The organism is Nocardia sp. NPDC127579, assembly GCF_042672005.1.
In the GTDB taxonomy this organism is placed as follows: Bacteria; Actinomycetota; Actinomycetes; order Mycobacteriales; family Mycobacteriaceae; genus Nocardia.
The window spans coordinates 347,911-371,988 of sequence record NZ_JBHXVZ010000007.1 but is presented as its reverse complement, the minus strand read 5'-3'; the positions used below and the strand labels follow the sequence as shown (position 1 = coordinate 371,988).

Genomic DNA, 24,078 nt, shown 5'->3' with positions numbered 1-24,078 from the left:
ACGGTTATCGACAATTTGCCGAATTGTTTCCGTGCGACTTTTATCAGCTGGTTGAATGGCCAGGGTTACCGCCGAGAAATTGTGAATGGGGGCAGGACCGGACGATCAATTCCCTTGGAGGCATGATGGCCAGCAGTGCGAACGGCAAGTCCACCCGTGGAACAACCGGCGCGGCCCAGCGCACGGTCCGGATTCCGCGCACCGTCGAACGGCCGGTCCTCCGGATCGTCGACAAGGTCGAGAAGAAGCCGGTGCGGGTGCAGCGTGTGATCGAGAAGCCGGTCGTGGAAATCCAGGACAAGGTGATCGAAAAGCACGTCACCGTGGAACGCCGCACGCACAAGCCGGTGGTGGAGATTGTCGACAAGGTGGTCGAGGTGCCGGTTCAGCAGATCCGGGAGCGGGTGGTGGAAAAGCCCGTGGAAACGGTGATCCACAAGATCGTGCAGAAACCGGTCGTCACCATTGTGGAGAAAATCGTCGAGATACCGGTCGAGAAGATCGTCTACAAAGTGGTGCGGCGGCCGGTGGAAAAGATCGTGCGGATCTACGAGGACAAGCCGGTCATCAAGATCGTGAAGGTGCCCCGCGAGGTCGTCCACGAGAAAGTCGTCACCAAGCCGGTTACCAAGGTGGTCACCAAGACCGTCACCAAGGTGGTCGAGAAACCCAAGATCGTGCGCAAGACCGTCGGCAAGACCGTGCGGTGGGAGGTCGAGAAGATCGTCGAGAAACCGCAGATCACCGAAAAGGTGATCGAGCGGCCGGTCGAGCACATCGTGCACCTGGTGCTGGAACAGCCGCGGCTCGTGCAGCGGGCGATCCGGGTGAACAAGGCGGCCGCCAGAACCGGCGACAAACCCAAGCCCGCGCGCAAACCCGTCCGCCGGATGGCCGGCACGACCACGCGCCGACCCGAGCCGGACCGCCCGATCCGGCTCGAACAGACCGTGCCGCCGAGCGCGACGCCCGCTGTGCAACGGGCGCTCGGGCTGACCCCGCGCGGCATCCGGACGGCGGTGACGACGGCGGCGCCCCTCGCCGTCGTCACCGCCTCGGCGGTCAGGACACGACCGGCAGATACACCTGGCCGCCCGCGCCGGTGAACTCGGCGGACTTCTCCGCCATGCCCGCCTCGATCGCCTCCACATCCGTAAGCCCTTGCCGCTCCGCGTATTCCCGCACATCGGCGGAGATCCGCATGGAGCAGAACTTGGGCCCGCACATGGAGCAGAAGTGCGCGGTCTTGGCGGGTTCCGCGGGCATGGTCTCGTCGTGGTATTCGCGCGCGGTGTCCGGATCCAGCGACAGCGCGAACTGGTCGAGCCAGCGGAATTCGAAACGGGCCTTGGACAATTCGTTGTCCCGGTCCTGCGCGTGCGGGTGTCCCTTGGCCAGATCGGCCGCGTGCGCGGCGATCTTGTAGGTGATCACGCCGACCTTCACATCATCGCGATTCGGCAGTCCCAGATGCTCTTTCGGGGTGACGTAGCAGAGCATGGCGGTGCCCGCCTGCGCGATGATGGCCGCGCCGATGGCCGAGGTGATGTGGTCGTAGGCCGGAGCGATATCGGTGGCCAGCGGGCCCAGGGTGTAGAACGGGGCCTCCTCGCACAGCTCCTCCTCGAGCCGCACGTTCTCCACGATCTTGTGCATCGGCACATGACCGGGGCCCTCGATCATCACCTGCACGCCATGGGATTTCGCGATGGTGGTGAGTTCGCCGAGGGTGCGCAGCTCGGCGAACTGCGCCTCGTCGTTGGCGTCGGCGATCGAACCCGGGCGCAGGCCGTCGCCGAGCGAGAAGGTGATGTCGTAGCGCGCCAGGATCTCGCAGAGTTCCTCGAAATGCGTGTACAAGAACGATTCCCGATGGTGGGCCAGACACCAGGCCGCCATGATGGAGCCGCCGCGCGAGACGATGCCGGTGACCCGTTTGGCCGTCAGCGGGATGTAGCGCAGCAGCACGCCCGCGTGCACGGTCATGTAGTCCACGCCCTGCTCGGCCTGCTCGATCACGGTGTCGCGGTAGATCTCCCAGGTGAGCTTGGTCGGATCGCCGTTCACCTTCTCCAGCGCCTGGTAGATCGGCACGGTGCCGACCGGGACGGGGGAGTTGCGCATGATCCACTCGCGGGTCTCGTGGATGTTCTTGCCGGTGGACAGGTCCATGATGGTGTCCGCGCCCCAGCGGGTGGCCCACACCATCTTCTCCACCTCCTCGGCGATGGAGGAGGAGACCGCCGAATTGCCGATATTGGCGTTGATCTTCACCAGGAACTTCTTGCCGATGATGGTCGGCTCCAGTTCCGGATGGTTGTGATTGGCGGGAATGACCGCGCGGCCCGCGGCGACCTCGGCGCGGACCAGTTCGGCCGAGACCCCTTCGCGTGCGGCGATGAAACGCATCTCGGGGGTGAGGATGCCCTGGCGCGCCCAGGCCAGCTGGGTACGCGGCCCCTCGACTTCGGGTTTGGCCCAGGTGTCGCGCAACTTGGCGAGCCCGGCCTCGAGGTCGATGGTGGCGGCGTCGTCGGTGTACGGACCGGAGGTGTCGTACACGTCGAAATGCTCACCGTTGGTGAGATTGATGCGCCGCACCGGAATTCGCAGGTCGTCGCGCTCGAGATAGTGCTTGACGCTGCCTTCGATCGGTCCCGTGGTGACGGTGTCGATGGTTTCGGACGTGGTGGTGCCCATGTGCTTCTCCCTACGCCGGCATTACCCGGTCAGGTTCATACGGTCGACGGCCCTGAACGCCCGGAAACTGGGCTAGCCGTCCTCTCAGCCCGCTGGTGCGAGCCCCCGTTCGTGTCATGTTCTGCTGCCGCCCGACCATACCTGTCCGCTACCGCCCGGCATGCACCGAATGCCGGAATCCGGTCGATCCGCACAAGCGGCCGGGCGGTTCGTCGCGGCGCGCTCGGAGGATCCGCCACCGCGCCGCCGGATCAGCCGGCCGTGCCGTTGTAGGCGTCGCGCATGCCTTGCACGTCGATCTTGCGCATGCCGAGCATGGCCCGGTCGACCGCCGCCGGATCGCCGACCATGAGCTGGTTGGCTTCGGCGGGCCAGATCTGCCAGGGCACCCCGTACCTGTCGTTGAGCCAGCCGCATTCGATCTCCTGGCCGCCGTCGGCCAGCAGCGCCACCCAGAGCCGGTCGACCTCGGCCTGACTGTCGCAGTTGATCAGCAGCGACATGGCGTGCGTGTAGTGGTAGTCGCCACCGCCGTTGATGGCGGTGAAGTGCTGCCCGGCGAGTTCGAAGTCGACGGTCATGACCGATCCGGCTTCGCGTGGCCCGGCCTCGGTGTAGCGCTGCACACCGGTGATCTTGGAGTCCGGGAACAGCGAACAGTAGAACTCGGCGGCCTCCTCGGCCTGCGTGTCGTACCAGAGGTTGGTGACGATCTTCTGCATGACGGGTCCTCCCGGTCGTGTGCATGGGGTCTGTACCGATACCGACGGTGGGTGGAGCGAAAACTAATCGTCGCGTTCGCGCGCGGCCCAGATGCGGCCGCGGACCTCGCCGAGGCCGATGCGCCGCGTGCCGGGGCCGGGGGCGGAGGCGGTGAGCACGATCTCGTCGCCGTCTTCCAGGAAGGTGCGCTTCTGGCCGTTGACACGGATGGGTTCGGTTCCGCCCCAGGATAATTCGATGAACGAACCGCGCTGGTCGGGTTCCGGGCCGGAGATGGTGCCCGAGGCGTAGAGATCGCCGGTACGGGTGGCGGCGCCGTTGGCGGTGAGGTGGGTCAGCATCTGCGCCGGTGACCAATACATGCGCGCGAACGGCGGGTAGGAGACCGGTGTGCCGTCCCAGTGCACGGTGAGGTCGATATCCAGGCCCCACGGGGCCTCGGCACGCAGATAGGGCAGCGGTTCGGGCGTTTGCGCGGGCAGCGGGATCCGGGCCGCCGCCAAGGCGGCCAGGGGGGTGATCCAGGCCGCGAGCGAGGTCGCGAAGGACTTGCCCAGGAACGGGCCGAGCGGCTGGTATTCCCAGGCTTGGATATCGCGGGCCGACCAGTCGTTGACCAGCGCGACGCCGAAGACGTGCGCGCCGAAATCCTCGATATCGATGGGCTGCCCCAGCGTGGAGCCGGCGCCCACCACGAAACCCAGCTCGGCTTCGATGTCCAAACGCCGTGACGGTCCGAAATCCGGTGTGCCGGAATCGGTTCGACGCTGTCCGCGGGGTCGCACGATATCGGTGCCCGACACCACGACCGTGCCCGCCCGGCCGTGGTAGCCGACCGGCAGATGCCGCCAATTCGGCAGCAGCGGTTCGGAATCGGGGCGGAACAACCGGCCCAGATTGGTCGCGTGGTCGAGGCTGGCGTAGAAGTCGACATAGTCGCCGACCTCGATCGGCAGTTTCAGCTCGACCTCGGCGAGCGAATGCACCGCCGCGGCGGGGAGATCGGCGGCGGCGAGCGCGAGCAGCCGATCCCGCACCTCGTGCCAGCGTGCGGAGCCCTGGGCCAGAAAGGGATTCAGGCTCGTCGCGGCGAACGTCGAATCATCCAGCGCCACAGCGAGATCGATGACGCAGTCGCCCAGCCGGACACCGACGCGGAACGGCCGCCCCGGCGGCGCGAAGACGCCATACGGCAAATTCTCCGGGCCGAACAGGGATTCCGGCGCGACCTCGATCCGCGTCACCGTGCGCCCCCGCCCGGTCGGTCGGCCCCATCGGGGCCCCGGCCCGACCAGGTCCATGCGTAGGCCGGATCCTCGCAGGCCAGCGCGCCCTCGCCGAGCTCTAGCGGACGGAAGGTGTCGACCATGACGGCCAGCTCGTCGAAGAACTCCAGCCCGATGCTGCGCTCGTAGGCGCCGGGCTGCGGACCGTGCGCGTACCCGCCCGGATGCACCGAGACCGAACCCTGCCCGATCCCGGATCCCTTGCGCGCCTCGTAGTTTCCGCCGCAATAGAACATGATCTCGTCGGAGTCGACGTTGGAGTGGTAGTAGGGCACCGGAATGGAGAGCGGGTGGTAATCCACCTTGCGCGGCACGAAATTACAGACCACGAAATTGGTGCCCTCGAACGCCTGGTGTGCGGGGGGCGGCTGGTGGATCCGCCCGGTGATCGGTTCGAAATCGGCGATATTGAAGGTGAGCGGATACAGGCATCCGTCCCAGCCGACCACGTCGAACGGATGGGTCGCGTACAGCATGCGGGTACCCGCGATCTGCCCGCCGGGCCGATGCTTGACCAGGACCTCCACATCGGTACCGGTGGCCAGCAGGATCTCGCCGGGGCCGTGCAGGTCGCGCTCGCAGTAGGGTGAATGTTCCAGCAGCTGACCATATTTGGAGAGATAGCGCTTGGGTGGCGTGATGTGGCCGGACGCCTCGATGACGTAGGCGCGCAGCGGTTGCGGCCCGCTGGGCAGCCAGCGGTGCGTGGTGGCGCGGGGCAGCAGCACCTGGTCGCCCTGGCGGGCGGGCAGCGCGCCGAAGACGGTTTCCACGATGGCCGCGCCGGACTCGATATAGACCAGTTCGTCGCCGATCGCGTTGCGGTACAGCGGCGACGGCGCGCTCGCGACCACATAGGAGATCCGCACGTCGGCATTGCCGAGTACCAGGCGGCGGCCGGTCACCACGTCGGTGCGGGCGGGCGCGTCACCGTCGAACAGGTCGTGCAGGCGCAGATGCCGGTGCCGCAGTGGGTGATTCGGGGTGGTGCGCTGATCCGGCAGGTCCCAGACCGTGGCATCGACGATGGCCGGCGGCAGACCGCGGTGATACAGCAGCGAGGAATCCCCGGAGAACCCCTCCTCACCCATCAGCTCCTCGTAGTAGAGCGCGCCGTGCTCGTCGCGATGCTGGGTGTGCCGCTTCGGCGGCACCGAACCGACCTGCCGATAGAACGCCATGCCCGCATGCTAGTGCGCGGTGCCACGAATTGGAGCAAGGTTGCCGGATAATTGGCACTTTGCCTGGTATTTCGTCGGTCGAACCCGATTGTGGCAGAACAATTGCCTAGCTACGCGCCGATCCGCTTATCACCGCGCGGGCGCGAAATCGAACTCCGCGATCACTGGGGCGTGGTCGCTGGCGCCCTTGCCCTTGCGCTCCTCGCGGTCGACCAGCGCATCGGTGACGGTGGCGGCCAGCGCCGGCGAGGCCAGTACGAAATCGATGCGCATGCCCTCGCGGCGCGGGAAGCGCAACTGGGTGTAGTCCCAATAGGTGTAGACGCCGGGCCCCGGCGCGAACGGCCGCATGACATCGGCGAACCCGCTCGCGGCGAACGCGTCGAAGGCATCGCGTTCCGGTTGCGAGACATGGGTTTTGCCCGCGAATAACTCCATCGACCAGACGTCCTCGTCGCGCGGCGCGATATTCCAGTCGCCGACCAGCGCCACCGCGGCCGCCGGGTCCGCCCGCAGCCGGTCGGTCGCCGCGGCGCGCAGCGCGGCCAGCCATTCCAGCTTGTAGGCGTAGTGCGGGTCGTGCAGCGCGCGCCCATTGGGCACATACAGACTCCACACCCGCACGCCGCCGCAGGTCGCGCCGAGCGCCCGCGATTCCACCACCGGCGCGCTGATCAGCGACTCACCCGCGTCCTTGTCGAAACCGGGCTGGCCGGGGAAGGCGAGCTCGACGTCGTCCAGCCCGACGCGGGAGGCGATGGCCACGCCGTTCCACTGGTTCACACCCAGATGCGCGACCTCGTAGCCGCGCTCCTCGAACGGTTCGAACGGAAACTGGTCGTCGCGGCATTTGGTTTCCTGCATGGCGAGCACGTCGATGTCCTGGCGGTCCAGGAACTGCGCCACCCGATCGATCCGGGAGCGGATGGAATTGACGTTCCAGGTCGCCAGACGCACGAACTGCCTTCTTTCGGAATCGGATCGGCGCTACTGCGGCGCGGCGTAGCGGTAGGCGTGATGGTCCAGGAAGCCGAGCTCGCGATACAGGGCCAGCGCCGCGGCATTGTCGGCCTGCACCTGCACATAGGCGTGGGTCGCGCCGCGCGCGTGCCCCCACCGGATCAGCTCGGCGCACACCAGTGCGCCCAGCCCGTGGCGACGGTGCGCGGCCTGCACGGCGATACAGCTCAGACCGACCCAGCGGCGCAGGTCCGGCGCCGTGGTGACGGCCGCGCGCCCGATGGCGATCGGTTCCGGCACGCCCAGTGCGGCGAAACCGACCGTGCCGTCGTGCACGGCGGTCACCACCTCGGTCACGGGCCGGCGCGGCAGCGCGACGAGGGCCGGGTTCTCGCCCTGGTAGCGGTGCAGCTGTAGCCAGGCCTGGTCCGGCTCGGGTGCGGTGCGCACCATCGGCGGGCCCTGGGGGAGTACGAAGTTCTCGATATCGATGCCGAGCACCAGCGTCTCGTTCCAGGTGCGCCAGCCCCGCGGCACCGGTGCCAGCCGATCCGGCAGCAGCAGCTGGAACGGCAGTCCGCGCTCGGCGTACCACTCGGCGATACGGCGCAGCGGCTCCACCGACAGCTGCGCGGGCTCCCCCGAACGACCGAGCGGCACAGCGGAATTGGCCCGAGTGGTGTAGCCGTGCCCGGCGCGCAGCAGCCAGCCGTCGATCCAGTCCTGCTCCACACCCGGCCACGCGTCGGCCGCGGCGGTCTCCAGCGAGCGGATCTCGGCGGTACGAATCGGTCTGGGGCCCAACGCCTTCAATGCCACCACCCGGTCGGCCTCGACCGAGACCAGTTGCCCGTCACCGGATTCGACGGTCGGCGGCTCCAGCGCCACCAGCGTGCCGATCACATCGGTCAACGGCGGCGTGGCGCCGTCCGGTAGCCGGTAGCGCAGCACGACCCGGGCGCCGAGTGGGATCGCGGGTTCAGTTGTCATCTGCTCACGATTCAGTCGTCGTGGCCGAACGGATCCGGCACGGTGCCCGGCACCCAGCTCAGCCCCGGCACACCCCAGCCCTCGCGCTTGACGGCCTTCTTGGCCGCCCGCGCATGCCGGCCGATCAGCACGTCCACGTACAGGAAGCCGTCGAGGTGGCCCACCTCGTGCTGCAGCATGCGGGCGAAGAAGCCCTTGCCCTCGATCTCGACCGGCTCGCCGTGCTCGTCGGTGCCGGTGACCCGCGCCCAGTCGGCGCGGCCGGTGGGGAACTGGTAGCCCGGAACCGACAGGCAGCCCTCGTCGTCGTCATCGGGGTCCGGCATGGTCTCGGGAATCTCCGAGGTCTCCAGCACCGGATTGATCACCGCGCCCTTGCGGCGGGTGGCCTTTCCGTCGGCGGTGACATCGGGGCAGTCGTAGACGAACAGCCGCAGCGGCACGCCGACCTGATTGGCGGCCAATCCGACGCCGTTGGAGACATCGAGGGTCTCGTACATATCCGCGAGCAACTGCGCCAATTCCTCCGGTGTCTGGGTAACCGGTTCGGTCGGGTGGTGCAGAACAGGGTCACCGATGACCACGATGGGGAGGACTGCCATGGGAAACAAGCCTAACGGTGCGCCCGGCCGGCGCGCTCCAGAGCCCGGGCGCAGGACACGCCGCAAACTACTGGTAACCGAACACGCCGAGTTGGAGCTGAGGCCGCCCCCTACCGCATGGTTGAATGATCCGCGACGTAAGGCACCATTTTTCGTCTGGTTACAACTCGGCGAGGGAGCAGGATGGACGGCGCAGCGGCTCGGAATCTCGAGACGGCAACCGAGGGGGACGGCAGCGGCCTGACTCGCCGCGAGCTCGACATCCTGGCCTTCGAGCGACAGTGGTGGAAATACGCGGGCCTCAAGGAAGAGGCGATCCGCGAACTCTTCTCGCTCTCGCCCACCCGCTACTACCAGGTGCTCAACGCGGTCGTCGATCGCCCGGAGGCCCTGGCCGCGGACCCCATGCTGGTCAAGCGGCTGCGTCGGTTGCGGGCCAGCCGGCAGAAGGCCAGAGCGGCGCGCCGCCTCGGATTTCAGGTATGACACCCCCACTTCCGTTCGCCAAAGCTGAAGTCCGGCTAGGGTCGGTGGCGTGAGTTCACCCAATCCCACCACCGGCGGGCCGCCGTTGCGCGCGCTGGCGATGGTTTTGATCGCGTTGGCGATCGTGTTCGCCGGCCTCGGCGCGATGTCGCTGTCGAATTCCGACTCCGGCACCGTGGCCGAAACACCGTCCAGCACACCGCAGCCGGTAGCCCCCGCCAGTACGGCGGCGCCGCGGACCACCGCGCCGACCAGCGCCGCGGCCGCCACCACCGGTGCGACGTCCACCACAGCGACGTCCACGACAGCGACCGCCACCACCGCGCCGAGCACCACCAGCAGCCCGGCCGCCACCACCACGGCGGCCGAGACCACCCCGGCGGGGGCGGTGAATCGCGCTGTCCCCGTGAGGGTTCTGAACAACAGCCTGGTCGCCGGGCTGGCCGCGACCACGGCCGCCGAGCTCACCGCCAATGGCTGGACCAATGTCTCGCCCGGTAACTACTCGGGCGGCACCATCGCGAAAACGACCGTGTTCTACGGGAATACGGCCGGTGAGCGCGAAGCCGCGCAGCAGATCGCGAGCGAGCTCGGGATATCCGCCGAGCCGAAAACGGCGGGAATCGACGGTACCGGTGTAGTCGTCATTCTGACGGGTAACTGACCAACTGCGCGGCGCGGGACACACGGCCCCTGCCGGGTCGGACACGACGGACGTGGCATCATCTTGTCCGGTAACGAACGTTGTCCACCCAGCTTTACCGTAAAATTTCGGTACTCGCGAAGGAGTTCCCCGATGGCCCCAGCCACAACTCGTCGCCCGTCCTGGCGGACTGTGACCCCGGTGCTTGCGGTCGCGGTCTTCGGCCTCGCGGCCTGCACCAACAGCCAGGAATCGAGTGACGTCAAGGGCACCACGCCGCCGGTGTGGACCGGTGCGGACGCCCCGCCGAAGGCGGAGCCGGGCAAGGAAACCGGCACCCCGCACGCCGGCTCGGGCTACAAGGTCGAACTGAAGGACGCCTCGGGAGCCGCGGTCGGCACCGCCACCTTCGTCGCCAACGGCGGCCATCTGCAGCTCACCGTCTCCGCGCACGGCCTGAAGCCCGGCTTCCACGGCCTGCACATCCACTCCGTCGGCAAGTGCGAGCCGAACTCGGTCGCTCCGACCGGCGGCCCCGCGGGCGCGTTCCTGTCCGCCGGCGGCCACCTCCAGGTCGGCAACGCCAACTCGCATCCGGCCAGCGGCGATCTGACCTCGCTCGAGGTGCGCTCCGACGGCGCGGCCGAGCTGGTCACCACCACCGACGCGGTCACCCTGGACGACATCAAGGGCAAGGCCCTGATGATCCATGCCGACGCGGACAACTTCGGGAACATTCCCAACCGTTATCTCCAGGCCAACGGCGCCGCTGGACCGGACCAGAGCACGCTCGCGACAGGCGATGCGGGTGACCGTGTCGCCTGCGGCGTGATCCAATAACGAAGGTGGCGACATGGCCGGGGCACGAAGCGCGAACGTACCGTTCAAAGGTTCACCCCGGCCCACGATCGGGATCGAATGGGAGATCGCGCTCGTCGACAAGGTGACGCGCGATCTCTCCAATACCGCCGCCGCGGTGTTCGACGCGGTCGGTGATCTGCGGGCCCACGACGGCACCCCGCAGGTCACCAAGGAATTGCTGCGCAATACCGTCGAACTGGTCACCGGCGTGCACGACACCGTGGCCGGTGCGGTCGAGGACCTGCGCGCCACCATGGACACCGTGCGCCGCGCCGCCGACCCGCTCGGTGTCGACCTGTTCTGCGCGGGCACCCACCCCTTCGCCCAGTGGTCGGCCCAGCAGCTGACCCGCTCCGAGCACTACGACGAGCTGATCGAACGCACCCAGTGGTGGGGCCGCCAGATGATGATCTGGGGCGTGCACGTGCACGTGGGAGTCTCACACCGGGACAAGGTCTTTCCGATCCTGAACTCGCTGCTGCTGGCCTATCCGCATCTGCTCGCGCTGTCCGCGTCCTCGCCCATGTGGGCGGGCGCCGACACCGGGTACGCGAGCAACCGGACGCTGATGTTCCAGCAGCTGCCCACCGCGGGCCTGCCGTTCCAGTTCGAGAACTGGCCGCAGTTCGAGGGCTTCGTGCACGACCAGCTCAAGACCGGAGTGTTCGAACAGCTGGGTGGCATGCACTGGGATATCCGGCCCGCGCCCAAGTGGGGAACCATCGAGGTGCGGGTCTGCGACGGTATTTCCACCAAGACCGAGCTGTCGGCGATGGCCGCGCTCATCCACTGCCTCGTGGTGGATCTGGACCGGCGGGTGGAGGCCGGGGAGGAGCTACCCTCGCTGCCGCCGTGGCACGTGCAGGAGAACAAGTGGCGGGCCGCGCGCTACGGGCTGGACGCGATCGTCATCGTGGACTCCGACAGCAATGAACGCCTGGTCACCGACGATCTGATGGAGATGCTGAACCGGCTGGAGCCGATCGCCAAACAGCTGGGCTGTTCGGCCGAACTGGCCTCGGTCGCCGAGATCCCGGTCCGCGGTGCCTCCTATCAGCGGCAGCGCAAGGTGGCGGCCGCGGCACAGGGCGATCTGGTCGCGGTGGTGGACTCGCTGGTGCGCGAACTCGACACCTAGCCGTTCTGAAACGGCTCTCGCCGTTCAGTCGGCCAGGGGGGTGGCGTTCATGCGCCGTTTACTATGGTCGACGTGCTTGTCGAAGATCCAGGTTCCGGTGCAGGAAATGTGGCGCAACGGTTTTCCGTCGCGTCCCCCCGGATCTGGGTCGTCGCGGGTGTGCTCGCCGTCCCCGTGCTGTTGGTCACACTGCAGGTGGTCGCCGCGGTCCAGGGGTTCCAGGGGCCGCTGGAGAGCATGTGGCAGGACTATGCCGGGACGCCCAAGTCGATGACCGTGCCGTGGGCCGGACTGGTGCTGGCCCTGGTCGGTCTCCCTATGCGCCGCCGGCTGATCGCGGCCGGTGCGGCGGTGGCCATCGACGCGGTGTGCGCGAGTGCGCGGCTGCTGGCCGGTGCGCCGTTCAGCGTGGGCAACGGGCCGGTGATCGTGCTGACCGCGATCGCGGTATTCGCCTGGTGGCGGTGGGACGGTGTGGTGCGGCGCAATGCGCTGCACGCGGCCGCGCTGGGCGCGCTGCTGATCCTGGCCACCAAGGTCGGTGATGTCTGGCTGCATGTCACGACCACGGCCCGGCCGCAGGTGTGGGACGAGTACGTGATCCTGGCCGATCACGCTCTGGGCGATCCGTCCTGGGTGGTGGGCCGGGTGCTGGACGCGCTCGGGCCGGCAGTATCGGCCGTGCTGCACTGGGTCTATATCGAATTGCCGGTCGCGGCGATCGTGGTCGCGGTGTGGCAGTTGCGGCGGGTGGCCGATTCCGGGCGCTGGCCCACGCACTATCTCGTGCGCACGTTCCTGGTACTCGGGCTGATCGGCCCGCTCTTCTACGTGCTGTTCCCGGTGGTGGGCCCGATGTTCGCCTTCGGCGCCGACGGCAACGGTCTCCAGCTCGGCAACTACTGGCCGGGTGTGGTGCCGCCGATCGATCGCAATCCGGCCGCGCTGCCGTTCGACACGTTCACCCCGCGTAACTGCATGCCGTCCATGCACACCGCGTGGGCGCTGTCGGTCTTCCTGCACACCCGCCGCGATCTCAGCGGCGCCCGCGCACCCGTCTGGTTGCGCTCGATGGGCACGTTCTGGCTTTTCGGTACCCTCGCCGCCACCCTCGGTTTCGGCTACCACTACGGCGTCGATCTGGTCGCGGGCGCGGTGCTGTGCCTGACCGTCGAGTCCGCGCTGCGCGAACCCGAGCGCGGCTGGGGCTGGTTCCGCATCCGCCTGGTCGCCGCCGGTGCCGTCGTCTTCGCGGCCCTGCTCGTCTGCTTCCGCTATCTCGCCGTCCCGATGGCCGAGTACCCCGTCCTGTCCGGCACCGTCGTCCTGGCCGCGCTCGCCGGTATCGCCGCCGCCTTCCACGCCACCTGGTTCGCCCGCCGCGACAACTTCCTCGTTCGCGCCTGAACACGAAAGACCCTGCCGGAGCGGGACTCCGGCAGGGACTTCGCTGGGTTTCCTACTTCACCCAATCCTTCAGCGGCTCGGTATCCAGCTCGATGCCGACCGGCGCCGGGATCTGCACTGTCGCGCCGAACGGAACTGTCGTCTTCTGCTCGTAGCGTTCGCCTTTCGGCGCGCTGTGCACAGTGACCTCGCAGGTATCCCGATCGATCAGCAAGTAGATCGGAATGCCGGTATCCGCATAGGCGCGGGGCTTGTCCTTGCGATCTCGGCGATCGGTGTCGTCGTCGTGTGAGGTGACCTCGACTGCCATCAGCACAGGATCCGGATTCGCCCATTCACCTTGGCCGACAAAGGCATCCGCGTCGGCTAGGACGGCGTCGGGACGAGCTCGGCCCTCGCGGTAGGCATGAATCTGCAGCCCTTGTTCGGGGTGCAGCCACCAGCCGGAATTCGTTCGGAGCAGCAGCCGCGTCAGCCATTGGACGATGCGACTGTGATCCCCATCCGGCATAGCCTTGACCCCCAGTTTTCCGTTGATGAATTCGAGTCGAACACCCTCCGACAAGCGGTCAGCCGTCCGGGCGAGTTCTTCGAACTCCTCGGTAGTCATTAGCGACTCTTGCACGGCAGTCATGTCCTAACGGTATCAATGGCATCGGACTGAAGGGGAGCAAACCAGCAGGTAATCCCCAGGATACGGTCAGCCCGCCCGCCCGGCGTGCCCATACCGCTCGCGCGCCTGTTTCGGCGTGACGGTGACCGGGTTCTCCGGGGTGCCTGCGGCCAGGTGCTCGCCGTAGAGGCGGGCGGTCATGGGGCCCAGGAAGTTGCCCAGCACAGCCTGTTCGGCGGTTTCGTCGGCGAGAGCTTTGACGACCAGGCGGGTGGGGAGGCGGTAGGCGCGGTCGAGTAGGCGGGCTGGTCGAAGCCGCCGGTGACGCGCATCCATTTCGGCAGGGTGGCGATGGCGGCGGGGGCGACCAGGCGGACAGCCGATCAGGGGCGCATCTCGTACTGGCCCGCATGGGCCCGGGCCTGCGTCAGGACCTGCTCGAACCGGATGGGGTCGGCGATCGGGCGGCGCACCAGGTCCAGGGCGCGGATCTGCTGGGGTTTGGTCGCGGTGGGTTTGGTGTGCAGGGTGAGGGCGTGCTTGGAGAACTCGCGGACGAAACCGTCGAAGATCTGGTCCAGGACAGCGGTTTCGGTGCCTTCGATCTCGGCCTGCTCCAGAATCAGCTGCGCGTAGGGCAGGGCGGTGAACAGCTCGCCGACCGCGAACAGGAAATCGACGTCACGCTGCTGGGCGGCGGTGGGCGCCGCGGCGGCCAGCAGACTCTGGAACGCCAGCGCCTGCTCCAGGAACACCGCGACATTGGGGACGTGCGCGAATCGCTCGAATACCGGCCGCCAGTCGCGGAACCGGATCCGGCCCAGGCCGCTGCTGGGGCCCTGCCGGAACAGGAACTCGTCGTCGGCGGCGTCGCGGCGGGTCGGCACGACCGGATGCCGCGCCCGGTCGAACTCCGAACGTAGTTGCGGCACAGCGAAGCTCGCGCGCGGCGCGAGCCGACGACTGGACCAGCTCAGCGCACCCGAGGCCGCGCGGACCGCGCCCGCCGGCGCGGCGGCCGGCAGGTAGCGCAGCGCGGCCAGGCCGGCGTCGCTGGGATGGAACATGTAGTTGGCCATGAACTTCAGCGACAGCGCCATGTTCACGTGCACGGTTCCCTCCAGCCGCGGCAGGCCGAACAGGCCGAGCATCGCCATCGGGAAGTACATGTCGTTCTCGAAACCGCGCGCGGCGATCACATCCGCGAGATCCTCGATGACGCGCTGCCCCTGCCGGGTGACGCTCATCTTCTCGATCGCGTTGAACAGCAGATACCGCCGGTCCTCGGGGGACGCGCTGCGCAGATAGTCGATCGCCCGCTCGCTGTAGAGCCGCATCCCCAGCAGCCGCGCGTACGAGTCGGTGACCAGCGCCCGCACCTGCGGGAACTCGGTTACCCGGTGCCCGAACAGGATTCGGTTCTCGGCGTGGTTGATCGCCTCGTGGAAGGCGTGCTCGCAGGCGCCGATCGCGCCGAATCCGAGGTTGAACTTGCCCACGTTCACGGTGTTCATGGCGGCGTGGAAGGCAGCCTCGCCGCGGTGCAGGATGTCGTCCTCGGCGACCGGGTATCGCTCCAGATCGAAAGCGGCGACATACATTTGGCTGTCGACGACATTGCGGCGCAGCCGGTAGTTCTCGTGCCCGCTGTCGGCGACGAAGAAGAGATACCCCTCGTAATTCTCCGGCGTCGGTGCGCGATCCAGTGCGGCCGCGCTGTCGATGATGGGTTTGTCGGCGCGGCGGCCGAAGACCGAGACCATGGCGGCGAGGTTGCCGTTGCCGATGTAGTGCTTGGCCCCGGTCGCGGTGTAGCCGCCGCCGGGTGCCGGCTCGAGCACCATGTCGGTGGAGTACACGTCCGCGCCGTGCTCCTTCTCCGACAGGCCGAAGGCGAAGATCTCGCCGGAGTCCAGCAGTGCGGCGGCCTTGGCCTTGGCCTTCGCGTTGTCGCTCTGCCAGATCGGGCCGAGGCCGAGGATGGTGACCTGCCAGACGTACCAGTAGGACATGCCGTAGAAGCCGAGGATCTTGCTCAGCATGGCGATGCGGGCGGTGTCCCAGCGTTTGTTCGGGTCGTCGCCCGCCAGCGCGGCCGGGGTGAGGAAGGTGGCGAAGACCCGCTCGCGTTTGACGAAGTCGAGGAATTCCGAGTACCAGATCCGCTCGCGATCATCGTGTTTGAGCGCGGTCTTGCCGCGGGTCTCGAACCAGTCGACGGTGGCGCGCAGCAGGCGTCGGGTCTCGCCGTCGAACTCGGCGAATTCACAGGTCTTGGGGTTGAACAGGGTCATCGGGTACCTCCGGGCGCGGGATTCATTCGCGACTGTAGCATTATTGTTCATCAGTGAAGGAAATTGATCTCTGACCGTACGACCTGCGAGAACCCGAGTGAAGCGCTGCTATGTTGGTCGATATGGGTAGCGATCAGGCCGTGGCGCCGCGGCAGCGGGCGCAGCATCTCGGGCCGCAACGCCGCCGCCCACAGGTGCTCGACACCGCACTGACGATCGCCGTCGAACACGGCATCGCCGCGGTCACCATCGCCGCGGTCGCCGAGCGCATGGGGGTCACCCGGCCGGTCGTGTACGCCTGCTTCGCCGACCGCGTCGAACTCATCGGCGAACTCCTCCAGCGCGAGGAGAGCAACCTGATCAGCGGCCTGCTCGAGGCGACGCCGCGGCGTGCGGTGGACGCGGGCGAGCTGGTCTTCGTGGAAGGCTTCCAGGCGCTGCTGGCGATCGCCGCCGCCCGCCCCGACGCCTGGCGGCTGCTGTACGGCAATCCCGATCCGGCCGTAGCGGATTCGTTCGGCCGCGGCCGCAAACTGGCAGTCACCCGCTGCACCGAGCTGCTGCGCCCGACCCTGCGCGCCTGGGGTACCGAGGACGCCGAACGCAAACTGCCGGTGCTGGTCGAGCTGTGGGTCTCCGCCGGTGAGGGCGCGGTGCGCACCCTGCTCGCCGACGACGGCGGCTGGACGCCGCGGGCCCTGGGCGCGTTCGTGGGCGCGGCCGTCTACCGCGCGTTGCGCGAGGCCTGAAAACCGTTCAGAGCCGGTCGATCTCGTCGCCGAGCTCGTTGATCCGGAGCAAGCCGTCGCGATCGCGCTGCTCGCGATAGGCGGTGCGGCCCAGCAGATGCGCGATGACCGGCGCGGTGAGCATGGTGAACAGCGCGGTCAGGGCGAGCATCCAGGCCTGCCCGTCCGAGCGCAGTTCCAGCGCGGTGCCCGTCAGGATCAGGATCAGCCCGATCACCTGCGGCTTGGTCGCGGCGTGCATGCGCGCCAGAGTGTCGGGCAGCCGGACGATCGCGATGGCGGCGGTGAACGCCAGCAGCGCGCCGGTCAGGACGAGCACGGCCGCCACCACATCGCACACCAGGTTCATCGGTCGTCCCGGACCCGGAAGCGGGTGACCGCGGCCGACCCGAGGAACCCGACCAGAGCGATCGCGACGATGGCCGGCACGTCGGTGGTGTCCAGGTCGTAGGCCGCCCAGACCGCCAGCCCGGAGGCGGCCAGCGCGGTGAGCGAGTCGACGCCGACCACGCGATCCAGCGTGCTCGGCCCGGCCAGGATGCGGAAGCTGGTGATGCCGGCGGCCGCGACCAACAGCACCCCGGCGATCACGTAGACGACGGTCACCGCGCCACCTCCCGTTCGAATGTCGAGATCAGCAGCCGTTCCAGCCGCCGGGTGACCAGGTAGAACTTCTCCACCGCCTGATCACTGCCCACATCCAGGACGTGCACGTACACAACGCAGCGCGGCCGGTCGATCTCGAGCACCATGGTGCCCGGGATCAGATTGAGCAGATCGGTGCACAGCACCAGCACCAGATCCGAACGGGTGGCCAGCCCGACCCGCAGCACACCCGACACCGGCGGCGGTCCGGGCCGCACGGCGTACCAGGCGATCTGGAAGCTCGACTCCAGCGCGTAATACACACTGGCCACGAACAATTCGACGAATGAACGCAGATGCAGGCGGCCGTTGACCGGAATCCTGGGCAGCGGCAGCGCGTAGAGGATGATCGCGCCGATCACCAGCCCGGCCAGCAGATTTCCGATGCTGAGATCGCCCCACAGCGCCATGTAGACCAGCGCCAGCCAGACCAGCATGCCGGCGCGCAGCACGCCGGGTTTGCGGACGGCGATCGCCCACTGCGCGTTCACCGGAACGCGTCCGGATCATGCAGTACCGCACCGATATACGCGCCCGGGTCGTGTAGATCGGCGGCCGCCCGGTCGGCGATTCCGAGAATCGGCCCGGCGAAGACGGTGAGCGCCAGCCCGGCCGTACCGAGCAGCACGGTAGCGCCCACCATCAGCACCGGGACGCGGCCGGGATCGTCGCGTTCGTCGTAGAGCACGTCGTCGGTCTCCTCGATCAGCGTCGGCGGATTCGCGGCGGCGAGATGGCCTTCGGGTGCGTCCGACCGCGGGCGCCAGAAGGCTTTCGCCCAGACGATCGCCACCACGTAGAGCGTCAGCAGGCTTGTCACCACCGCACCGCCGACCAATACCCAGGCCAGCGCGCTGCCGTCCATCGCGCCGGCCTGGAGCAGCGCCACCTTGCCGATGAAACCCGAGAACGGTGGAATACCAGCGAGATTCAGCGCCGGGATCAGGAACAATCCGCCCAGCAGCGGACTGGCGGCGGCGAGCCCGCCGAGCCGCCGCAACGAGGTCGAGCCGGCTTGTCGCTCGATCAGGCCGACCACCAGGAACAGCGTGGTCTGCACCAGAATGTGGTGCGCCACATAGAAGACCGCGCCCGCCAGTCCGGCCACGCTGGCCAGCCCGATCCCGAACACCATGTACCCGATATGGCTGACCAGAGTGAACGACAGCAGTCGGCGGATATCGCTCTGCGCGATCGCGCCGCAGATCCCGATCAGCATGGTGAGCAGGCCGCAGACCAGCAGTACGGTGTCGAATCGGCCGTCCGGCGCCAGCAGCGCATGCGTCCGGATGATCGCGTACACACCGACTTTCGTGAGCAGACCGGCGAACACCGCGGTCACCGGGGCGGGTGCGGTGGGATAGGAGTCCGGCAGCCAGTTCGACAGCGGGAACACCGCCGCCTTGATCCCGAAGGCCACCAGCAGCACCGCGTACACCGCGGTGCGCACCCCCTCGGGCGCCGCGGCGAGCCGGATCGACAGCTGCGCCAGATTCAGCGTCCCGGTGCTCGCGTAGGCCAGCGCGATTCCGGTCAGGAAAATCAGCGACGACAGCATCGACACCATCACGTAGGCGACGCCCGCCCGGATCCGCTGCGCGGTCGCGCCGATGGTCAGCAGCACGAACGACGCGGCAAGCAACAGCTCGAAACCGACGAACAGATTGAACAGGTCACCGGCCAGGAATGCCGCCGAAACCCCCGCGGTCAGTACGAGATACGTCGGGCGGAAGATCGAGGTCGGTTGCTTGTCGCCGCCGTCGTGAATGTTCTGCCCGGAACCGTAGACCGACACGCACAGCAGCACGAACGAGGACACCAGCAGCATCGCCGTCGAGAGCCGATCGGCCACCAGCGAGATCCCGATCGGCGTCTGCCACCCGCCGACCTGCACCACGGCGGTGCCGTGCTGGTCGGTCAGATACAGCATGAGCGCGCTGACCACCACGCCCGCGGTGAGCGCGACCAGGGTGATGTAGCGCTGAATCAGCTGGCGCTGCCCGAAGATCAGCGTGCCGGCCGCGGCCAGCAGCGGGATCAGCACCGGCAGCGGGATGAGCGCGGGCAGTAGCTCGGGTGAGATCCGGTCGGTCATTCTTCCGGCTCCTCGACCTCGCGACGGGTGGCCACCTGCACGTCCTCCGGATCGTTGCCGACGTCCTCGGAGGTGGTCAGGATGTAGGCCCGGTAGGCCAGCGCGAGCACGAAAGCCGCCAGGCCCATGGTGATCACGATCGCGGTGAGCACCATCGCCTGCGCCAGTGGATCGGCCATCTCCCCGTGCGCGGTGTCGGGTGCGCCCAGGATCGGCGGTGCGCCGTCGGGCCCGCCGACGGTCAGGATCAGCAGGTTCACCGCATTGCCGAACAGGATCATCCCGAGCAGCATCTTCGACACGGCGCGCTCCAGGATCAGATACACACCGCACGCGACCAGCACCCCGATCAGCACCAGCAGCGTCAGATTGGCACTCATGCTTGCTCGAGCTCCTTGTCCAGGCGCGCGCCCAGGCTGCGCAGCACGTCCAGGGCCAGACCCACCACGATCAGATAGACGCCGAGGTCGAAGAACAGTGCGGTCACCAGTTTCACGTGCCCGATCAGCGGCAGCGTCAACTCGACGATCGCCGAGGACAGCGGCGGCGCGCCCAGCAGCAGCGACGTGACGGCGGTGCCCGCGGCCAGGGTGAGCCCCGCCCCGAGCACGTGCCCGGCGTCCAGCGGCAGCGCCTCCCCGAGTTCGTAGGGCCCGCCCGCCAGATAGCGCAGAGTCAGCGCCAGCCCGGCGGTGAGCCCGCCCGCGAATCCGCCGCCGGGCGCGTTGTGCCCGGCGAAGAAGAAGTAGACCGACAGCACCATGATGGTCGGGAACACCAGCCGGGTGGTGATCTGCAGGACCATCGATCGTTCGTGCCGATCCACCAGTCGTCCGGCGGGCAGCCAGCTCACCGCGTCCGGGTCGTAGCCGGGTGCGTCCACCGCGCGCGGCGCGCCGCCGAACCGCCGGGTACGGAACACCAGCGACGCCACCCCGGTGGCGGCGACGATCAGCACCGAGATCTCGCCCAGGGTGTCCCAGGCGCGAATGTCCACCAGCAGCACGTTGACCGCGTTCTTCCCGCCGCCACCGGTGTAGGCCGCCTCCGGGATCAGACGCCAGATCGGTTCGGTGCCGCGGGCGGCGGACGCGAACGCCGCGAGCACCGCGACGGTCGCGCCGACACAGATCGCCAGCGCCGCCCGATGCGGACGGTAGGCGGCGGTCCGGCTGTCCTCGATCTCGGCCGGGAACGCGCGCAGCACCAGCACGAAGATCACCAGAGTCAGTGTCTCGACCAGGAATTGGGTCAGTGCCAGATCGGGTGCGCCGTGCAGCGCGAAGACCACGCCGCATCCGTAGCCGGTCACCCCGACCGCCAGCACGCTGGCCAGGCGGTTGCGTAATACCGTGGCGCCCAGCGCCATCGCCGCCATGATGGCCCCGACCGCCAGTTGCAGAGGTGTATCCCAGAGTCGCAGGCGCACTTCCGCGCGGGCGCCCAGCAGCAGCATCGCGATCGGCAGCAGGATGAGCGTGCCGAGAATCGTGGCCTGGCTCAAGGGAAGTGAGCCGCGCTGCACCGTCGCCGTCATGCGCCGCGACAGCCGGTCCATGGCGCGCAGTGTGGCGTCGTAGGCCCGATCGGCATTGCCGAGACGGTGGTGCGCGGACGCACCGATCTCGTGCCGATACGCGAAAACCGTTGCGCCCGCGAGCAGAATGCCCGCGGTGAGCACCAGTTCGAGGTTCACGCCGTGCCACAGCGCCAGACTCGTGTACTGGACCCCGGGCAAGGTCAGCGCGTACGGCTCGATCGCGTGTCCCAGCCAGGGCGTGATGAACCCGCCGAGCACCCCCGCGCCCGCGAGAATCGCGGGCGCGGTGACGAACAGCGTGCCCGGCTCGTGCCATTGCACGCCGAGCCGGTCGTCACCGTTCTCGGGTATCCGCACCCGGGTGCGTTTCGGCGGCTCCCGGTATTCACCCGGATAGCGCGAGACATCGACCGGATGCCACAACACCGGGCCGGTGTCCTCGACCGGCTCGGCCGTTGGCCGCCAAGGTTTCTCGCCGAACGCGCCCCAGACGAACCGCGCACTGTAGGCGACGGTCAGCGTGGACCCCACGGCCACGCCGACCAGCAGTGCGTTGCGTGCCCACCCCGGTAGCTGGTCGGCGTTGAAGATCGCGCTGAGCGCGCTCTCCTTCCCGGCGAAACCGAGCAGCGGCGGCAGCCCGGCCATACTCGCGGCCGCGAGACCCGCGATCCAGGCCAGCCCCGGCGCTTTTCGGCCCAGGCCGGATAGTCGGCGCAGATCCCGGGTACCCGCGCAATGGTCGACGATGCCGACCACCATGAACAGACAGCCTTTGAACAGCGCGTGCGCCACGATCAAGGCCACGCCCGCGAGCGCGCCGTCCGGGGTGCCCAGGCCGACCAGCAGGATCAGGAATCCGAGCTGGCTCACCGTCCCGAAGGCCAGCACCAGTTTCAGATCGGTGACCTGGAGTGCGCGCAGCCCGGCCAGCAGCATCGAGCACACCCCGAGGGTGAGCACCAGCGGCTGCCACAGCGGACTCGTCGCGAAGACCGGCGCCAGCCGCGCCACCAGGTACACGCCCGCCTTGACCATGGCCGCCGCGTGCAGATACGCGCTCACCGGCGTCGGCGCGGCCATCGCGCCGGGCAACCAGAAGTGCAGCGGCACAATGGCCGATTTGCTCAGCGCCCCGACCAGGATCAGCACCACCGCCACCGGCACCGCCACCCCGTCGGTGGCCGGCGCGGCGGCAAGCAGCTCCGAGAGCAGATAGGTGCCGAATCGCTGCCCCAGGATGACGATCCCGACCAGCATGGCCAGGCCACCCGCGCCGGTCACCAGCAGCGCCTGGATGGCCGCGCGCCGGGCCACCGCCCGCTCCCCGTGGTGGCCGACCAACAGGAACGACAGCACCGTCGTGGTTTCCCAGAAGACGTAGAGCAGCAGCATGTTGTCGCTGGTGACGAGTCCGAACATAGCGCCCGCGAACCCGACCAGCTGGGCCGCGAACAGGCCGAGGCGAGGCTCGTCGTCGGCGAAGTACCTGGCGCAGTAGACCAGGATGAGCGCGCCGATGCCGAGCACCAGGCAGGCCAGGATCGCCGACAGGGTGTCCAGGCGCAGGTCGATGTTCATCTCGATCGACGGCGCCCAGCGGACCCGGACCTGCTCGATCCCGCCCCAGTGCGCGATGACCCAGAGCAGCGCGGCGAAGGGCGGCAGCGCGAGCAGCAGGAAGGCATTACGTCCCCATACCCGGACGCACGCCGGCGCCACCAGAGCGGCGACAGCGTGTGCGATCAGGATGGCGAGCAAGCGGTGCGCTCCAGGGTCTCGGCGTGTCGGGGTGTGGGGACAGGTCGGCGCAGCTCAGGCATCCTCGGCTGCCTGCGCTGTGGTCGACTCGGGCGGTCTGGGTCTGTGATGGGGGCGCGAGCGATGCAGGATCAGCAGTCCGGCCGCGCATCCGAGTGTCACGAAGAGCGCGACGCGTCCCGGGGTGGCCGGATCGGGTAGTCCGGGGCGATCCGGCCAGGCCGGGTCCTGGTGCGGCATCGCGTTGATCAACGTCGGCAGGAACAGGGCCGCGATGGCGAGCACCCCGCTCGGCGCATAGTGCGGCCGGGCCGCGCCGCAGCTGTATCCGGTGATCAAACCCAGTGCGGTACTGCCGATTCCGTACAGCACCTGGCTGTCATGCCCGACATTGAACAGCCCGAACAGGACGAGCAGGAGAATCGCCAGAATGGCCAGCGCGGTCGAGGGCAGGCGCGCACCGACCCAGATTCCCGCAGCGGTCACCGCGAGCAGGGCCAGCAGCAGCCACAGCGGGCGTGGTGCGGCGCCGAGCGTGTCCGCGGTGGTGCCGAGTGCAACGGCCAGCAGCACGCCTCGGCCGTCGCGCCCGGGCAGCAGCATGGCCGCGGCGAGGGCCGCGATCGTGACCGCGCCGATGGCCACGCCGATCTCGGTGCCGTGTCCCTCGGTGTTCGGCGCGTCGGTGTACTGCCGTGACAGCCATTCGGTCAGGGCCAGCACCACCAGCGCGAGCATCGTGCCCGCGAGAATCGGCGTGATCGGCAGCTCCACCGCGACGCCGGGCGGCGGCGTGCGGCCGAACCGGCTGCGATGACGCAGTGCGCTCAGGAACAGCAGTCCGATCGCGAGGCCGACGAGTGTGCGTGGCGGTGTTTCCAGGACGGTGAAGGGGTCACGGTCCGGAATCTCCAAGAGATCGGCTAGGTCGCCGATCACGAAGGTGCCCGCGCCGCCCAGCGCGTAGCCGAAACCGGGCCCCGGTCTGCCGGCCTGCCAGCTGCTCAGCGTCGCCGCGCCCAGCGCGCCGAGCAGGACACCGCCGCAGACCGAATCCACATAGTTCTGGGTGGTGAGCAGCTCGGCTGTCGTAACCTGGCGGCCGACAGCATGATTGATCAGCAGGGCGACGGCCGCGCCGAACGCCCACCACCAGGCGGCGGCTGGTCCGGCGAAGCTGCGCATCAGCACGGCCACGGCCACCGCCACGATCACGCCGATGGCGGCGCCGCGCGGCACGCTGTTGATCAGGCTGGCCACCCGGAACGGTGTGCTGTTCTGGGTCCAGGCGAAGGTGATGGGCAGGAACAGCGTGATACCCGCGACCGTCGCCCCGCAATAGGCCGTCACCGAGTCCAGTAGTTCGCCGCGCCGTGGCACGCAGCCGAACATACCCCGGAAAGT

The 24,078-nt window shown here is 68.3% G+C and carries 24 protein-coding genes and 1 riboswitch; of the genes, 7 read left to right on the top strand and 17 right to left on the bottom strand.

Annotated elements, in window-relative coordinates:
• Window positions 1–23: 23 nt before the first annotated feature.
• On the top strand, window positions 24–1,106 hold the full coding sequence (locus ACFVMC_RS24600) for a hypothetical protein (protein WP_379213876.1): 1,083 nt from the start codon (window positions 24–26) through the stop codon (window positions 1,104–1,106).
• Here the strand turns inward: ACFVMC_RS24600 and thiC are convergent.
• The 7 genes from thiC to ACFVMC_RS24565 form a co-directional block, all read right to left on the bottom strand.
• Window positions 1,063–2,700, bottom strand: coding sequence for a phosphomethylpyrimidine synthase ThiC (thiC, locus tag ACFVMC_RS24595; protein ID WP_379213875.1), 1,638 nt, complete (start codon window positions 2,698–2,700; stop codon window positions 1,063–1,065). The genes ACFVMC_RS24600 and thiC overlap by 44 nt on opposite strands.
• Window positions 2,701–2,707: 7 nt before the next feature.
• Window positions 2,708–2,809: riboswitch (TPP riboswitch) on the bottom strand.
• 142 nt (window positions 2,810–2,951) lie between these two features.
• Entirely contained in the window at window positions 2,952–3,422 is a 471-nt protein-coding gene (locus tag ACFVMC_RS24590; RefSeq protein ID WP_379213873.1) for a VOC family protein, read from the bottom strand.
• Window positions 3,423–3,485: 63 nt separating this feature from the next.
• Window positions 3,486–4,667 (bottom strand): fumarylacetoacetase, encoded by a 1,182-nt coding sequence (gene fahA, locus ACFVMC_RS24585; RefSeq protein ID WP_379213871.1) that lies wholly within the window; start codon window positions 4,665–4,667, stop codon window positions 3,486–3,488.
• Window positions 4,664–5,890, bottom strand: a complete 1,227-nt coding sequence (locus ACFVMC_RS24580) for a homogentisate 1,2-dioxygenase (RefSeq protein WP_379213869.1) — start codon at window positions 5,888–5,890, stop codon at window positions 4,664–4,666. Before ACFVMC_RS24580 ends, fahA begins: the two co-directional genes overlap by 4 nt.
• A gap of 129 nt (window positions 5,891–6,019) precedes the next feature.
• Window positions 6,020–6,847: an exodeoxyribonuclease III gene (locus ACFVMC_RS24575; protein WP_379213867.1), complete on the bottom strand. Its 828-nt coding sequence runs from the start codon at window positions 6,845–6,847 to the stop codon at window positions 6,020–6,022.
• A 30-nt stretch (window positions 6,848–6,877) separates the two neighbouring features.
• Window positions 6,878–7,840: a GNAT family N-acetyltransferase gene (locus tag ACFVMC_RS24570; protein ID WP_379213865.1), complete on the bottom strand. Its 963-nt coding sequence runs from the start codon at window positions 7,838–7,840 to the stop codon at window positions 6,878–6,880.
• Between the two features lie 11 nt (window positions 7,841–7,851).
• Window positions 7,852–8,442, bottom strand: a complete 591-nt coding sequence (locus ACFVMC_RS24565) for a peptide deformylase (RefSeq protein WP_379213863.1) — start codon at window positions 8,440–8,442, stop codon at window positions 7,852–7,854.
• A 183-nt stretch (window positions 8,443–8,625) separates the two neighbouring features.
• Here ACFVMC_RS24565 and ACFVMC_RS24560 point away from each other — a divergent pair, with 183 nt between their 5' ends.
• The 5 genes from ACFVMC_RS24560 to ACFVMC_RS24540 all read left to right on the top strand — a co-directional run bounded on the left by ACFVMC_RS24560 (window position 8,626) and on the right by ACFVMC_RS24540 (window position 12,977).
• Window positions 8,626–8,928, top strand: coding sequence for a DUF3263 domain-containing protein (locus ACFVMC_RS24560; protein WP_379213861.1), 303 nt, complete (start codon window positions 8,626–8,628; stop codon window positions 8,926–8,928).
• Between the two features lie 49 nt (window positions 8,929–8,977).
• Window positions 8,978–9,592, top strand: coding sequence for a LytR C-terminal domain-containing protein (locus ACFVMC_RS24555; RefSeq protein ID WP_379213859.1), 615 nt, complete (start codon window positions 8,978–8,980; stop codon window positions 9,590–9,592).
• A gap of 132 nt (window positions 9,593–9,724) precedes the next feature.
• Entirely contained in the window at window positions 9,725–10,411 is a 687-nt protein-coding gene (locus ACFVMC_RS24550) for a superoxide dismutase family protein (RefSeq protein WP_379213858.1), read from the top strand.
• A gap of 13 nt (window positions 10,412–10,424) precedes the next feature.
• Window positions 10,425–11,570 carry a glutamate--cysteine ligase gene (locus ACFVMC_RS24545; RefSeq protein ID WP_379213856.1) on the top strand — a complete coding sequence of 382 codons (1,146 nt, stop codon included), beginning with the start codon at window positions 10,425–10,427 and terminating at the stop codon, window positions 11,568–11,570.
• Window positions 11,571–11,711: 141 nt separating this feature from the next.
• The gene (locus ACFVMC_RS24540; protein ID WP_379214085.1) at window positions 11,712–12,977 is read left to right on the top strand and encodes a DUF5933 domain-containing protein; all 1,266 of its coding nucleotides are present in this window, start codon (window positions 11,712–11,714) and stop codon (window positions 12,975–12,977) included.
• 52 nt (window positions 12,978–13,029) lie between these two features.
• On the opposite strand, the gene ACFVMC_RS24535 is transcribed toward ACFVMC_RS24540, so the two are convergent.
• From ACFVMC_RS24535 to ACFVMC_RS24525, 3 genes are all read right to left on the bottom strand, one after another.
• A complete protein-coding gene (locus tag ACFVMC_RS24535) occupies window positions 13,030–13,611 on the bottom strand; it encodes a Uma2 family endonuclease (protein ID WP_379213855.1) in 582 nt (193 codons plus the stop codon).
• A 66-nt stretch (window positions 13,612–13,677) separates the two neighbouring features.
• The gene (locus ACFVMC_RS24530; RefSeq protein ID WP_379213853.1) at window positions 13,678–13,926 is read right to left on the bottom strand and encodes a hypothetical protein; all 249 of its coding nucleotides are present in this window, start codon (window positions 13,924–13,926) and stop codon (window positions 13,678–13,680) included.
• A 47-nt stretch (window positions 13,927–13,973) separates the two neighbouring features.
• Window positions 13,974–15,884 carry an acyl-CoA dehydrogenase family protein gene (locus ACFVMC_RS24525; RefSeq protein ID WP_379213851.1) on the bottom strand — a complete coding sequence of 637 codons (1,911 nt, stop codon included), beginning with the start codon at window positions 15,882–15,884 and terminating at the stop codon, window positions 13,974–13,976.
• A gap of 122 nt (window positions 15,885–16,006) precedes the next feature.
• On the opposite strand from ACFVMC_RS24525, the gene ACFVMC_RS24520 reads away from it, so the two are divergent.
• Window positions 16,007–16,633: a TetR/AcrR family transcriptional regulator gene (locus ACFVMC_RS24520; protein ID WP_379213849.1), complete on the top strand. Its 627-nt coding sequence runs from the start codon at window positions 16,007–16,009 to the stop codon at window positions 16,631–16,633.
• A gap of 7 nt (window positions 16,634–16,640) precedes the next feature.
• On the opposite strand, the gene mnhG is transcribed toward ACFVMC_RS24520, so the two are convergent.
• Genes mnhG through ACFVMC_RS24485 form a run of 7 tightly spaced genes read right to left on the bottom strand, consistent with a single transcriptional unit; the run spans window position 16,641 to window position 24,054 of the window.
• Window positions 16,641–16,982, bottom strand: coding sequence for a monovalent cation/H(+) antiporter subunit G (gene mnhG / locus ACFVMC_RS24515; protein ID WP_379213847.1), 342 nt, complete (start codon window positions 16,980–16,982; stop codon window positions 16,641–16,643).
• Complete coding sequence (locus ACFVMC_RS24510) at window positions 16,979–17,239, bottom strand: monovalent cation/H+ antiporter complex subunit F (protein ID WP_379213845.1); 261 nt, start codon at window positions 17,237–17,239, stop codon at window positions 16,979–16,981. The genes mnhG and ACFVMC_RS24510 overlap by 4 nt, the downstream gene beginning before the upstream one ends.
• Window positions 17,236–17,769: a Na+/H+ antiporter subunit E gene (locus ACFVMC_RS24505; RefSeq protein WP_379213843.1), complete on the bottom strand. Its 534-nt coding sequence runs from the start codon at window positions 17,767–17,769 to the stop codon at window positions 17,236–17,238. The genes ACFVMC_RS24510 and ACFVMC_RS24505 overlap by 4 nt, the downstream gene beginning before the upstream one ends.
• Entirely contained in the window at window positions 17,766–19,373 is a 1,608-nt protein-coding gene (locus ACFVMC_RS24500) for a Na+/H+ antiporter subunit D (protein ID WP_379213841.1), read from the bottom strand. Before ACFVMC_RS24500 ends, ACFVMC_RS24505 begins: the two co-directional genes overlap by 4 nt.
• On the bottom strand, window positions 19,370–19,753 hold the full coding sequence (locus ACFVMC_RS24495) for a Na(+)/H(+) antiporter subunit C (RefSeq protein WP_379213839.1): 384 nt from the start codon (window positions 19,751–19,753) through the stop codon (window positions 19,370–19,372). The genes ACFVMC_RS24500 and ACFVMC_RS24495 overlap by 4 nt, the downstream gene beginning before the upstream one ends.
• Window positions 19,750–22,674, bottom strand: a complete 2,925-nt coding sequence (locus ACFVMC_RS24490) for a Na+/H+ antiporter subunit A (protein WP_379213837.1) — start codon at window positions 22,672–22,674, stop codon at window positions 19,750–19,752. The genes ACFVMC_RS24495 and ACFVMC_RS24490 overlap by 4 nt, the downstream gene beginning before the upstream one ends.
• Before the next feature lie 54 nt (window positions 22,675–22,728).
• Window positions 22,729–24,054, bottom strand: a complete 1,326-nt coding sequence (locus ACFVMC_RS24485) for a hypothetical protein (protein WP_379213835.1) — start codon at window positions 24,052–24,054, stop codon at window positions 22,729–22,731.
• Between the last annotated feature and the right edge of the window lie 24 nt (window positions 24,055–24,078).

Bases quoted from the DNA above. Each gene is read 5' to 3' on its own strand.
- thiC (WP_379213875.1), bottom strand. From the start codon at position 2,700: ATGGGCACCACCACGTCCGAAACCATCGACACCGTCACCACGGGACCG.
- ACFVMC_RS24590 (WP_379213873.1), bottom strand. From the start codon at position 3,422: ATGCAGAAGATCGTCACCAACCTCTGGTACGACACGCAGGCCGAGGAG.
- ACFVMC_RS24580 (WP_379213869.1), bottom strand. From the start codon at position 5,890: ATGGCGTTCTATCGGCAGGTCGGTTCGGTGCCGCCGAAGCGGCACACC.
- ACFVMC_RS24570 (WP_379213865.1), bottom strand. From the start codon at position 7,840: ATGACAACTGAACCCGCGATCCCACTCGGCGCCCGGGTCGTGCTGCGC.
- ACFVMC_RS24565 (WP_379213863.1), bottom strand. From the start codon at position 8,442: ATGGCAGTCCTCCCCATCGTGGTCATCGGTGACCCTGTTCTGCACCAC.
- ACFVMC_RS24560 (WP_379213861.1), top strand. From the start codon at position 8,626: ATGGACGGCGCAGCGGCTCGGAATCTCGAGACGGCAACCGAGGGGGAC.
- ACFVMC_RS24550 (WP_379213858.1), top strand. From the start codon at position 9,725: ATGGCCCCAGCCACAACTCGTCGCCCGTCCTGGCGGACTGTGACCCCG.
- ACFVMC_RS24545 (WP_379213856.1), top strand. From the start codon at position 10,425: ATGGCCGGGGCACGAAGCGCGAACGTACCGTTCAAAGGTTCACCCCGG.
- ACFVMC_RS24535 (WP_379213855.1), bottom strand. From the start codon at position 13,611: ATGACTGCCGTGCAAGAGTCGCTAATGACTACCGAGGAGTTCGAAGAA.
- ACFVMC_RS24530 (WP_379213853.1), bottom strand. From the start codon at position 13,926: ATGGATGCGCGTCACCGGCGGCTTCGACCAGCCCGCCTACTCGACCGC.
- ACFVMC_RS24525 (WP_379213851.1), bottom strand. From the start codon at position 15,884: ATGACCCTGTTCAACCCCAAGACCTGTGAATTCGCCGAGTTCGACGGC.
- ACFVMC_RS24520 (WP_379213849.1), top strand. From the start codon at position 16,007: ATGGGTAGCGATCAGGCCGTGGCGCCGCGGCAGCGGGCGCAGCATCTC.
- mnhG (WP_379213847.1), bottom strand. From the start codon at position 16,982: ATGAACCTGGTGTGCGATGTGGTGGCGGCCGTGCTCGTCCTGACCGGC.
- ACFVMC_RS24500 (WP_379213841.1), bottom strand. From the start codon at position 19,373: ATGACCGACCGGATCTCACCCGAGCTACTGCCCGCGCTCATCCCGCTG.
- ACFVMC_RS24495 (WP_379213839.1), bottom strand. From the start codon at position 19,753: ATGAGTGCCAATCTGACGCTGCTGGTGCTGATCGGGGTGCTGGTCGCG.